Source organism: Nostoc sp. C057, assembly GCF_013393925.1.
GTDB classification, from domain to species: domain Bacteria; phylum Cyanobacteriota; class Cyanobacteriia; order Cyanobacteriales; family Nostocaceae; genus Nostoc; species Nostoc muscorum_A.
Genome location: NZ_CP040281.1, coordinates 3,042,469 through 3,054,901, shown reverse-complemented (window position 1 = coordinate 3,054,901; position 12,433 = coordinate 3,042,469). Strand labels below are relative to the sequence as shown.

At 40.8% G+C, this 12,433-nt stretch carries 8 protein-coding genes; 6 read left to right on the top strand and 2 right to left on the bottom strand.

The annotated features are described in order from the left end of the window. The 5 genes from FD724_RS13255 to rnhA all read left to right on the top strand — a co-directional run bounded on the left by FD724_RS13255 (nucleotide 1) and on the right by rnhA (nucleotide 8,513). Nucleotides 1-1,533 (top strand): SagB/ThcOx family dehydrogenase, encoded by a 1,533-nt coding sequence (locus tag FD724_RS13255; protein ID WP_179075501.1) that lies wholly within the window; start codon nucleotides 1-3, stop codon nucleotides 1,531-1,533. A 910-nt stretch (nucleotides 1,534-2,443) separates the two neighbouring features. Then, the gene (locus tag FD724_RS13250) at nucleotides 2,444-4,381 is read left to right on the top strand and encodes a PAS domain S-box protein (protein ID WP_179072957.1); all 1,938 of its coding nucleotides are present in this window, start codon (nucleotides 2,444-2,446) and stop codon (nucleotides 4,379-4,381) included. A gap of 25 nt (nucleotides 4,382-4,406) precedes the next feature. Next, nucleotides 4,407-5,918, top strand: coding sequence for an ATP-binding protein (locus FD724_RS13245; RefSeq protein WP_179072956.1), 1,512 nt, complete (start codon nucleotides 4,407-4,409; stop codon nucleotides 5,916-5,918). A gap of 214 nt (nucleotides 5,919-6,132) precedes the next feature. Beyond that, complete coding sequence (locus FD724_RS13240; protein ID WP_179075500.1) at nucleotides 6,133-7,446, top strand: amino acid permease; 1,314 nt, start codon at nucleotides 6,133-6,135, stop codon at nucleotides 7,444-7,446. Nucleotides 7,447-7,604: 158 nt separating this feature from the next. After that, nucleotides 7,605-8,513, top strand: coding sequence for a ribonuclease HI (rnhA, locus tag FD724_RS13235; protein WP_179072955.1), 909 nt, complete (start codon nucleotides 7,605-7,607; stop codon nucleotides 8,511-8,513). A gap of 149 nt (nucleotides 8,514-8,662) precedes the next feature. Here rnhA and cruG read toward each other — a convergent pair whose 3' ends face one another. Both cruG and cruF read right to left on the bottom strand, forming a co-directional pair. Further along, nucleotides 8,663-9,889 (bottom strand): 2'-O-glycosyltransferase CruG, encoded by a 1,227-nt coding sequence (gene cruG / locus FD724_RS13230; RefSeq protein ID WP_372726509.1) that lies wholly within the window; start codon nucleotides 9,887-9,889, stop codon nucleotides 8,663-8,665. Nucleotides 9,890-10,012: 123 nt separating this feature from the next. Next, complete coding sequence (gene cruF, locus FD724_RS13225; protein ID WP_179072953.1) at nucleotides 10,013-10,921, bottom strand: gamma-carotene 1'-hydroxylase CruF; 909 nt, start codon at nucleotides 10,919-10,921, stop codon at nucleotides 10,013-10,015. Between the two features lie 417 nt (nucleotides 10,922-11,338). On the opposite strand from cruF, the gene FD724_RS13220 reads away from it, so the two are divergent. After that, entirely contained in the window at nucleotides 11,339-12,424 is a 1,086-nt protein-coding gene (locus FD724_RS13220) for a PotD/PotF family extracellular solute-binding protein (protein ID WP_114084065.1), read from the top strand. Nucleotides 12,425-12,433: the final 9 nt, after the last annotated feature.

Genomic DNA, 12,433 nt, shown 5'->3' with positions numbered 1-12,433 from the left:
ATGCCAGAATTACACCAATCAATTGCCCAGCATTATCACGAACGGACTAAATACAACCCTGAGACTCTTGCCTCCAAAAGTCAGCAGTTAGACTGGACTAAACAGCCAGTGCCTTTCAAAGAGTACAAAATTGGCTCTAATATTGATCTCAAACCCTATATCCAAGAAAAATCAGAGGGATTTGCCAACAACCCAGATGCTCAATGGTGGCAAAGACTTTCACGGTTGCTGTTTCGCAGCTATGGATTGACAGCGAGAATGCCTTCTATGGGTAGTGCGGTATATTTACGCGCTGCTCCCAGTGCCGGCGGATTGTACCCTGCCGAGGTGTATGTGGTTTCCCGTGGCACGTCGTTATTGCCACCTGGTTTGTATAACTACCAGTGTCGGACTCATTCACTAATGCATTATTGGGAAAGTGATGTTTGGCAAACTCTTCAAGCAGCTTGTTTCTGGCATCCTTCTTTAGAAAACACCCAATTAGCAATTATTGTCACTGCGGTATTTTATCGTTCTGCCTGGCGCTATGAAGATCGGGCTTATCGCCGGATTTTTCTAGATACGGGACATCTATTGGGTAATATCGAATTGGCTGGCGCGATTACTGACTTTCGTCCTCATTTAATCGGCGGCTTTGTGGATGAATCGGTAAACGATCTGCTTTATATAGATCCGCAACAAGAAGGTGCGATCGCTGTCTTACCTCTGGCAGACTTGTTAGATGTCAATCAAAATTTGCCATTGGGATGTACTGCTTTACCTTCCGCCACCGAAACCAATTATCCTCAAATCCCCGATGGTGAATTGCTGACATATTTCCATCGACACACCCAAATTCAATCAGGTATAACTGGCAATCTCAATCTACCAGTCATCAAACAAGAAAAATCTTTAGAGGATAAATATAACTTTCCTTTCTGTTTGAAAATTCCCACCACCACTACACCTATAGACTGGGGACAAAAGCTGTCAGAACTGGAAAATACAATGTATAAGCGGCGCTCTACCCGCGCTTACAATGGTGATGATTTAACTTTCGATCAATTAAAAAGTCTCCTCGACTTCACTTACCAACCGCAAAATTACATCGACCAAAGTTTAGATATTTCTCCAGACTACTTTGATTTGAATTTAATAGAAACATTTATTGCTGTTTGCGGAGTTAAAGGACTGGAGGCAGGTTGTTACTATTACGCGCCAAAAGCCCAAGAATTACGCCAAATTCGGTTTAAAAATTTCCGGCGAGAGTTACATTTTCTCTGCTTGGGGCAAGAATTAGGGCGGGATGCAGCAGCAGTATTATTCCATACAGCCGATCTGAAAGCTGCGATCGCTCAATATGGCGATCGCGTTTACCGTTATTTACATCTGGATGCCGGTCATTTGGGACAGCGCCTGAATTTAGCCGCAATGCACCTAAATGTAGGCGTTAGCGGTATCGGTGGATTCTTTGATGACCAAGTAAATGAAGTTTTGGGTATTCCTGCTGATGAAGCTGCTCTATATATCACTACATTGGGACACCCAAGATAAAACGTAGATGTGCATAAGCTTACCGCCGGCTACCGCAAATTACCTGAAACACATCTAAATTAGATATAACAAGGGTCTTAAGCCCAAGTATTACCAAAACTGACTCATTTTGTGCTGTTTCACAAAAAATTGGTATAAACTCATCTATCAATTATGTTGCAAAAAGTGTCCATAATTTGATAAAAATACTGATGGGGAATATGAGCTTTTTTGAAACTCATACTAATTCTAGGTGAGGCTACGCTTTATTTACATAGGGGTAATTCATAAATTGCCCCTACAGGCTGTAGTTTTGCATCACTTTTATAGACACATTTTCATATCACCTTTAAGCAACCTCAAGTGCTTATTCAGATGGAATAAATTATTCCAATAAAACATAAATATTTTAACAGTGTTGTGGAGTAAAAACTTTGGTTAAGGGATTTTCAATAAGTAAGTACATTATCCAATTTTGTGGATTGTGTAACATGAACGCCTGTAATCGATGGCGTTCATGTTACACAATCCAGAAGAAATAGTTATTTTTTTTGGTTTAGAACTTTTTAATCAAATTATTTTTTAATTTGAACATGGATTTAGCTAATTTAATATCCCATTACTAACATTAGGAAAACCACGATTTTAATTTACAAGTTTTAGAAACATTTAATTAATATTTAGAAGATGTGTTAAAACTCATCTTGTTTCTATCAAAAAAAAAGGGAACTACTGCGGTCTTCTCCCATAGGGAGATACTAAAAGCATTAGAGAGCCTGTGAGCGTCTGGGGTCTCCTCAAGTAGAGCAAGTGGCATAGCTCAAGAGATATCTGGATTTCAGATTTTTAATACGTAAGTTCTGTTAATTTTATTTTGAGATTGAAGCCAATTAAATCTAGTATTTTACAAAATTTTTTCACACAACCACTAATGCTATTTCCTGAAAATGAAAGCCAACAGCTAGAAGTACTTCTTTTCTCTCAAAATCCTAACCCAATGTGGATATATAACCAGAATAATCTGCAATTTTTGGATGTCAATGAAGCTGCTGTTATCCACTACGGCTACTCACGAGAAGAATTTTTGCAAATGCGAATAACTGACATTTGCCCTCCAGATAATATACCTATCTTCAGAGAATATTTAGGAAAAAAGCACACTAACTTGCACTTTTCTGGACAATGGCTACATCGACGAAAAGACGGACAAATTCTTGATGTTGAGGTTGTCACGCATACAATAAACTATGCCAATTATAATGCTCGGTTAGTTAATATCCGAGACATTACAGAACACAAACGAATAGAAAGAAAACTTCAAGAGCAAAATGAATTTTTGCGGAGAATTTTTGAGAGTATACCATTGATGATTGCACTTATTGATGCCAATGGTAAACTTCAGTGGGTAAATCAAGAATGGGAAAGTGTTTTAGGCTGGAAATTTAAAGACTTCCAAGCAGGTGATGTTTTGGAAGCATTATATCCTAATGCTGAGTATCGACAGGGTGTGATTAATTTTATGCAGTCTGCACAACACAATTGGGCTGACTTCAGAACTCAGGTTCGGGATGGTGATTTACTAGATACATCTTGGACAAATGTTAAACTTTCAAATGGTCAAATTATCACTATTGGTCAAGATATCACGGAGCGCAAGCGAACTGAACTGGCTCTAAAAGGTCAAGCCGAACGCGAGCAATTGATGCGAACTGTTGCTCAACGAATTCGTCAATCTTTGAATCTCCAAGATATTTTGAATGCAACAGTTCAAGAAGTGCGAGATTTACTTGGGGTTGATCGAGTAGTAGTTTATCAGTTTGACTCAGAAATGATCGGTACAATCATGGCGGAGTCAGTAGAACCTGGATGGAGAGTTTCTTTGGGGGTAGAGATTTATGATACGTGTTTTCAAACAGACAAAGGAGCGGAATATTACCAAGTAAACAAACGAGCGATCGCTAATATTTATGAAGCTGGACTAACTGACTGTCATATTCGCTTATTAGAACAATTTGAAGTCAAAGCAAATTTAGTTGTACCCATTTTACTAGAAGTAAGTTCTCAAAACCCTGGCTCTCACCTTTGGGGTTTACTGATTGCTCACCAATGTTCTGGTTTTCGTGAGTGGGAAAAAAATCAATTAGATTTGCTCGATCAAGTGACAGTCCAATTAGCGATCGCAATTCAACAATCCAGCATCTTTGAGCAAGCTCAAACTGAACTTGTTCAAAGACAAAAAGCTCAAGTCAAATTAAAAAATGCCTTAGCTGAAAAAGAAGTTCTGTTAAAGGAAGTTCATCATCGAGTTAAAAATAATTTGCAAATTGTCTCTAGTTTATTACAACTTCAGTCTCAAACACTCAAAGATCCTGAAGCTATCAAAGTTCTTCGAGAAAGTCAAAACCGAATTGAGTCAATATCTTTAATTCATAAAAATTTGTACACTTCTGCTAATATTGGGCAGATTGATGTTGCCGATTATATAAGTAATTTAGCAGCAAGCCTGCTAATTTCCTATCAAATATGGCCTGATAGAATTACTCTAGAAACTGATATAGATTCAGTGAATTTGAATGTCGATCAAGCTATTGCCTGTGGATTGGTTATTAACGAATTAATCTCCAATGCTCTCAAGCACGCTTTTCCGAATCAACAAGTAGGTACAATCAGTATTGCTCTACGCAATATCAATAATAGTATCGAGATGACTATCCAAGATAATGGAATTGGTTTACCAGATAATTTAGATTGGACAAATACTGATTCTTTGGGTCTGTCCTTAGTATATGACTTGGTTACAGAACAGCTAGAAGGCAACATCACCCTAGAACGTAATCATGGAACAGGATTCAAAATCAAATTTAAGTAGTTAACCTTGCATCAGTAAATATCAAATGGGTCAAGCTAGGATTTTAGTTGTTGAAGATGAAGTGATTGTTGCTAGGGCTATTTCTAGCCAACTCAGTCAGCTAGGTTATGTTGTTACGGGAACAGCTTCATCTGGAAAAGTTGCCATAGCTAAGGCATTGGAAACTCAACCAGAGTTAGTATTAATGGATATTATTCTTAAAGGTGAAATGGATGGTATTGCTACTGCCAGCCATATTCGCGAGCAGTTAGATGTTCCTGTAATATTTTTAACTGCTTATGGTGATAATAATACTTTAGAAAGAGCCAAAATTACCCAACCTTTTGGATACATTGTTAAACCATTTACTACAAAAGATTTAAAGATAGCAATTGAAATCGGTCTTCTAAAACACCAGTTAGAGCGTGAACTACGGCAGAATCGAGATCAGTTGGCAACCCTTTTAAACTCAATAAGCGATGCTGTAATCGCTACAAATGAGCAGGGAAATGTGACATTTATGAATCCCGCAGCTGAGGCACTAACTGGCTGGCAGCAAAAAGATGCTTTAGGAAATGAGGCAGCAAATATTTTTCATATTGTCGATGAAGCCACAGATACTATATTAGAAAACCCAGTGACAAAAGTGCTGCGAGAGCAGCAAGTTGTTTATTTAGAGGAATTCACATCTCTGATTAGAAGAGACGGAAAAAGAGTTCCAATTGGTGATAGTGCTTCGCCACTGAAGGGAGGGCCAGATAAAATAAATGGTGTAGTAGTTGTTTTCTGGGATCTTAGCGATCGCCGCCAAACAAAAGTGCTAGAGAAAGCATTAGAAAAGGAGCAAGAACTTAACCGTCTTAAGTCCTTATTTATCTCTACCGTATCTCATGAGTTCCGTAATCCCCTGACTGTTATTCAAACGGCAGTAGAGCTTATAGAGATGAAAGGAGCAAATTTGACAGATGTAAAAAGAGGAATTTATTTAAAGCGAATTCAAGGTGCTGTGCAGTCTATGGAAAAACTCATGGAAGAAGTGCTGTTTGTGGGTCGAGCGGAGGCAAAAAAACTTGTATATAACCCTGCTCCACTTAACTTAGAGCAATTCTGTTTGGAGTTAATCAAAGATTTTTCTATTGTTGAAAGTAGCGTGTGTGAAATTGTTTTTACCTGTCATAGCGATCGCACTGACGCTGTAATGGATGAAGGACTATTAAATTATATGTTCGGGAATCTCCTCTCAAACGCGATTAAATATTCTCCACAAGGTGGCAAAATTGAGTTTAATTTAATATGCGATCCTATTAAGAAGGTAGCAATTTTTTATATTCAAGATCAAGGTATGGGCATTCCAGAAGCAGATCAAGCTAGACTTTTTGAATCATTTTACCGAGGCTCAAATGTCCAATCAATTAAGGGTACTGGGTTAGGTTTAGTAATCGTTAAAAGGTGCGTTGATGCTCACAGGGGTAAAATTAGTGTTACAAGTCAAATTGGAGTCGGTACTACATTTACAGTAATTTTACCTTTAAATTCCGATAGCTCAAGTGAAAGTTAGAGGTAGTTTTATTTTGAGAATCAAATTGATTATGAAATAACTTTTTTCAAGCACTACAAATTACACTTTTGCTTAAAAAGTTGTGTTAGCGATGAAATGGCGATCGCTTATTTTTCGCTAAAATTTCTCTGCAAAAATAGGAATATCAGTGTTTTTGCGAAGAATATTTCCAGATGCTAGTATTGTTAATCGGGTTTATGTACGGGTATTCAGTATGCTTCCCATAGAGACTGTTCTCAAAGATTCAGAGCAAGTCACTCGGTTGTTTTCTCATCTTGAATTTGATGGAAAAAAGCTTAATCATCAACCGGGTAGTGTATTGGGGAGTACTGCATTGATTGCGGGAACCACTGTTGGGGCTGGAATTCTCGCCTTACCAGCCGTTACTCTGCCTTCTGGTATTATACCATCCACATCTGGACTGATTGCTGTTTGGCTCTACGCTTTAGTTTCAGGGTTATTGGTTGCAGAAGTTACCTTAAACACGATGCGAACAGAAGGGCGTGTAAGCATAGGTTTTTTGGGAGTTGTTGAGAAAATCCTTGGTAAGCTGGGAGCGAAAATGGCTGGCGGTGCATATTTATTTATGCATTATGCTCTCTTGGTGGCATACATTACCCAAGGTGGAGAGATTTTAGGATATGCGGCAGCAAAAATCTGGAGTGTGCAGATATTACCAACGTGGATGGGCACAACGACTTTCACGCTGTTATTTGGTGGCATTATGTATCTTGGGCGAGAAAAGTTTATTGAGAAATTAAATAGTGCCTTTGTCGGAATTGTCATCGTGTCTTTTTTGGGATTATTGTTTTTCGCAGGAAGGCACATTCAGAGTGCCCAACTCTTATTTCAGAACTGGAGTGCCCTTGGTAGTGCTATTTCAGTGATGTCTGTGGCGCTATTTTTTCAAAACGTTGTGCCGTTAGTTGTGACGCAACTCGAAGGGGATGCCGGCAAAATTCGTCAGTCTATCTTAATTGGTTCTGTGATTCCTCTAATTATGTTCTTGGCGTGGAATGCCGTAATTTTAGGAAGCGTCAGTCCTGATATGCAATATGACACATCTGATGGTAGAACTGTTTTTGACCCACTGCAAATTCTCCGAGCAGGCGGTGCGGGAGAATGGTTAGGAGTTTTAGTATCTATTTTTTCAGAGTTTGCGATCGTCACATCATTCATTGGATTTGTGTACGGATTGCTGGATTTGTTCGAAGATATTTTTCTTGGACAGGGAAAGCTTTCTAGCCGTTTCCCCCTGTATTCACTGGTTCTTTTCCCGCCGATGACTCTCGGAACGCTCAATCCCAGCATCTTTTTTACTGCTCTAGATTACACTGGAACGTTCAGTATCTCAGTTCTGGGTGGAATTATTCCGGTGTTAATGAGTTGGAAGCAACGTCAAGAACAAGAAAACTCAGATAACACAAATCAACCACTCGTTCCTGGTGGAAAGTTGACACTTATTGTGATGATTGGAGTGGCATTAGGCATGATGGGAAGACAAATTTTAGTAATTTACACAGAGTAAAACCATAGTAGAATCCAAGGTACTATTGACCATCTACAACGTAAAAAGCGATCGCAACTTAGAAAAGTTTATCAGTAGCACAGCGATCGCACTAGCAACCAACCAAATCGCATCTTCAGTTTTAACTGCTCGTCCTTTGGGGTTCGATATCCTAAACCATGTCCACTCAACCCACAATCCAAAGTATATACACCGATGGCGCTTGCACCGGGAACCCTGGCCCTGGTGGTTGGGGAGTTGTCGTCTACTTTAGCGATGGCTCAATCCACGAAATGGGCGATGCATCGGCTCATACCACCAATAATAAAATGGAAATGCAAGCTGCGATCGCAGCCCTCCAATTCCTGCAAACATCTCAACAAGCCCAACCAATCACCCTCCATACCGATAGCGAATACCTGATTAACTGCGTTACCAAGTGGGTGAAAGGCTGGAAAAAGAAAGGCTGGAAAAAATCAGATGGTAAACCCGTCCAAAACCAAGAGCTTTTAGAAACTCTTGATGAACTCAATACCCAACAGGTAAAATGGCAACACGTCAGGGGACATTCTGGTAACATAGGTAACGAACGTTGTGATGCGATCGCTCGCACTTATGCTAGTGGCAAAATCCCTTCGCTACAACAATTTACTTCTACAAATTTTTATAAATCTTTACCTTCCACAAATGAACTAAATGTAGCAAAAGTAGCTGATTATGAAAAAAAGTCTCGAATAATTAACCAAAGTCACCAAGAAATCAGTACTTCTGCACTAGAAATAACCGTTATGGAACCATCAACTGGGCCTACTGCGGCCACTATCGATGAAAAACCGGCAGAAATGAGGGTTTCGCAACTCCGCAGCTTGGTCGAAACTCTGCGTATCGCTGACGAAATTTCAGAAAAAGGCTACTTAATCACCAGTTCTGAGTTAGCAGACTTGATGGATGTCCACGCCAGCGCTGTTACCAGTCGGGGAGATCAATGGCGCTGGCGAAACTGGATAGTGTCACGGGTACGCCGTGAAGGAAATCAAATTCTTTGGGAACTGGAACGCGGGGATCAAGTAGGAGGTGAAGAGGAGTAGGAATGGGCAAGGGGGCAGGGGAGGCAAGGGGGACAAGGGGACAAGGGGAAAAGAGGTGAGAACTTGAAACAAGTCTTTCCCCTTGTCCCCAATTCTCCTTGTCCCCAAGTCCTCTTCCCAATTCCCAATTCCCCATTCCCAATTCCCCACTATATATATTTGCGTCCTCGCCACTCGCGTGGCTTGTGGAACGCAGATAAGAAGATTCGCAGCACAGCTAGGGGATCAGCTAAAGGGGAAAGCCAGAATAACCAGCCACCTTTAGCACTTTTGCGATCGTAGGAAGGTGCGATCGCAATTAGCATCGCAAAGCGAATCACTACCAAGAATAAATTCAGTCCCAGTAGAAGAAGTAGGGGAGTAGGTAGAGACGCGATTAATTGCATCTCTAACGAGTACGAGAGTGAGGGAGAAATCAATAAAAAACTGAGGACAATTAAAAGGGGTAGACCTTGAACAGATGTGAGTAGCCATAAATCTCCCCACAACTGAGAACGAGAAGTTGCATCTTTAAGGTCTAGACTCCGCCCCCATTCTTTCCACGTCTCTATCGCCCCCTCATACATTCGTACTTTCAGCACCTTTGCGCCATCTAAAAAGCCCACTTTATACCCAAGAGTTGCAATATTTCGTGCCAAGGTGACATCATCACAAAAAGAACTACTGGCGCTGCTGTAACCACCCACAGCAGCTAAAACGGAGCGACGACACAAAAAACACTGCCCATTTGCCATCACCCGTTCAGGCTGCTCTGTATTAATGCCAGCAGGGTCAAATCGGTAAAGTAGAGTCATCAACAAAGCTGGTTGTAGCCAGCATTCCCCTGGATATTTGAGGATAAACTGGGGCGAAAGGGAAACTAAGTCATAGCCTTGTGCTTCGGCCGTCTTCACTAAACCCGCAACTAAACCAGGATGTGGTTGAATATCAGCATCCAGCCCCAAAAACCACTCACTACCCTCAGAGCTATATAGAAAACCGTTATGCAACGCCCAGGGCCGCCCCACCCAACCAGAGGGTAAAGGATCATCTGTCATCACGCGAAAGCGCGGATCTTTTTGCTGTGTGGCTTTTACTAAGTTGGGTGTACCATCACTGGAGTTGCTATCTACAACAAGGATTTCCCGAACTTCGTAGCTTTGCTGACTTAAACCAGCTAACAGAGGGCTAATGCGAAGGGCTTCGTTCAGTGTGGGAACTACGACACTAACCTTACCTAAAAGCTCTGGCGTTGGCTGTTGCGGTTTGATTGGTGGCAGCCTTCTTGGCCCCTTTAACAAGCGCGAAAACAGAATCGCCGTTGCTGGTACTTGAATAAGTAGCAATAAAAAGGATATGGCACTTTCTACTATTAAAGAGTTGTCTACTGTTGTCAAAATACTTATCAATTAAAAGTGCGACTATACAAAATAAATGGGCATTGGGAATAGGGAATTGGGAATTGCTAATCCCTGTTACTCTATTCCCCATTCTCCATTCCCCACTCCGCAATTTCTAGGCTATTTTAAAGCAACTTCAACCTTTGCTACTGATACTTCTTTGCTTACTGGTTCAACAGCAACTTGAGTAGCTGTGGTTGAACTTCTTAACCACAGAGCCACGGCGGGAACCACACCAAGCAATAAACCGAGCAATACAGGAATGGAGAACCCAGCAGCCAAACTTAACCCGGCGGCGAAGGCAAAATTAGTCAAATAAACGACTAAGGGGAGATTAAGTTGCGATCGCTCTAATTTAATCGATGTGTTTCTCCACAACAAGCCTGCCACACTCATAAACAGGGCGCTAGTGCCAAACCAACCTGCATAGTTCTGGTAAGGTGTGCCAAAGAAGGCTCCTGGTTGTTCCCAATACCAAAAAGGCAGAGAAGTTTGACTCATAGCTGGCTCAAGGGCAAAATCCCAGCAAGTGAAGAGTAAAGCACCAACAGCTATAGCCGCAATATGGCGACCCCAACTGGGCTTTTGAGCCACTTTCAAACCAGTTCTCGCAATTAAATAAGACGACAGTCCAACATAGAACCAAGACAAAGGGATTGTGAAAGGAACTAGCCCTGCAATCTTATAACCCAAGCCACTCAAGTAGCTATAATCTCCAAATGGAAAACCTGTGCTGGTTCCCAGTAGTTCACTTCCCAAAGAGATAAGCATAGCCGGCAGCATAAATGCTAGCCAAGTTCCCAATCCCAGCGTCCGGTAGGCATAAATAGAGACAGCTATTGTCCCCAAAATGATATCAACTACACCGCCGCCTGCCATACTTAACTGTACGGCAGTTTCTCCAACCTGCGATAAGTTGAAAATTATGTCGGCATTAGGTATGACCAGTAGCATCCCTACCAGTCCGAAGGCTTTTGACACGATATGACCAATCAGGCATACGCGCTCAACGATAACAAGTTGTCTCATGATAATTCCTTAACAAGATGTGACACGCGGCTACTCGGCTGCTAACAGTTTACAAATGTTTAACAACATATTTAAATACTTTGTGCCGCAATTCTCTACAAACTTGTTTGGCTTTCTTGGGAAGAGCATAACAGCCGATTGATTGAAGCTATAAGAAATATGATGATAAACCTACTAGTTTAAGCTATATATTCAAAATCTACATAATTCCATCTGCAAAAAATTCTGGTTTCTTGTCCTACTGATACCCGTATGATAAAAAATTCCTTCCATGCAGGGATCTCATTGAGTGAAGAAAACTATTATAAATTAACTAAGCTCTAAAGTGAAGAATGATACATTGATGCCAGAAAATTAGGCCAGGGAATACAAAGTATACCGTAATCTAGAAGTTGTCGATGAATAACTTCTAACTTAATGGCTAACAGACGGCGATTTTTAAAAGGGGTAGCAGCACTTTCTAGCTTATCTTTAGCTGGTTGTGGCTGGAGATTGGCTGAAGTCCGTGCTAATTCTAATACGAATGGTCAACGTGACCAACTTTATGTCTTTACCTGGACACAATATACTGACAACCAATTACTGAGAACTTTTAGCACCCAAACTGGTATGAAAGTGCTAGCGGATGTGTATGATTCCAATGATGTCATGCTGGCCAAGTTGCAAGCTGGAGGTGGTGGCATTTACAGCATCATCAACCCATCTGATTACATGGTGCAGAAGATGGTAAACAAAGGTTTGTTAACAGAGATAAATCACGATCGCTTAATCGGTTTAGAGAATTTATTCCCCCGATTTCAGAATCCTAGCTATGACCCCAATAACCGATATAGCATCCCTTTTAACTGGGGGACAACAGGTTTGCTTTACAATTCCGAAAAAATCAAAGATGCACCACAAGACTGGGATTACCTTTGGCAGAACCAAGAAGAACTTAATCAACGGATGACCTTGCTTAATGATGTTCGAGAAGTTATGGGTGCGACCTTACGGATGCTAGGTTATTCTTACAACTCCAAAAACGAACAAGAAATCAAACAAGCTTATGAAAAGTTGAAGGTGCTAAAACCTGCGATCGCACGTTTTGACACTGACGCTTGGCAAAATCAAATTCTGGCAGGAGATTTGCTATTAGCAATGTGCTATTCAGCAGATGCAGTAAAAATTGCTCAAGAAAACCCTAAACTCAAATATGTGATTCCTCGCAGTGGTTCTTCATTATGGACAGACACTATTGTTATTCCGAAAACAGCCCCTAATTTAGCTGGAGCTTATGCTTGGATCAACATGATTTTGCAACCAGAATTAGCAGCCCAAATCAGTCAACGCTTGAGTATTTCTACGCCTAATAGGGCTGGATTTGAGCAATTGCCAAAAACAATCCAAGACAATGCTAATTTATTTCCCGCAGAATCACTTTTAGCAAACTGTGAACGTGTTACTCCTGTAGGAGACTTTGAAGAGGTTTACGATCGCTATTGGACTCAATTAACTAGCAGTTAAAATAGTTAG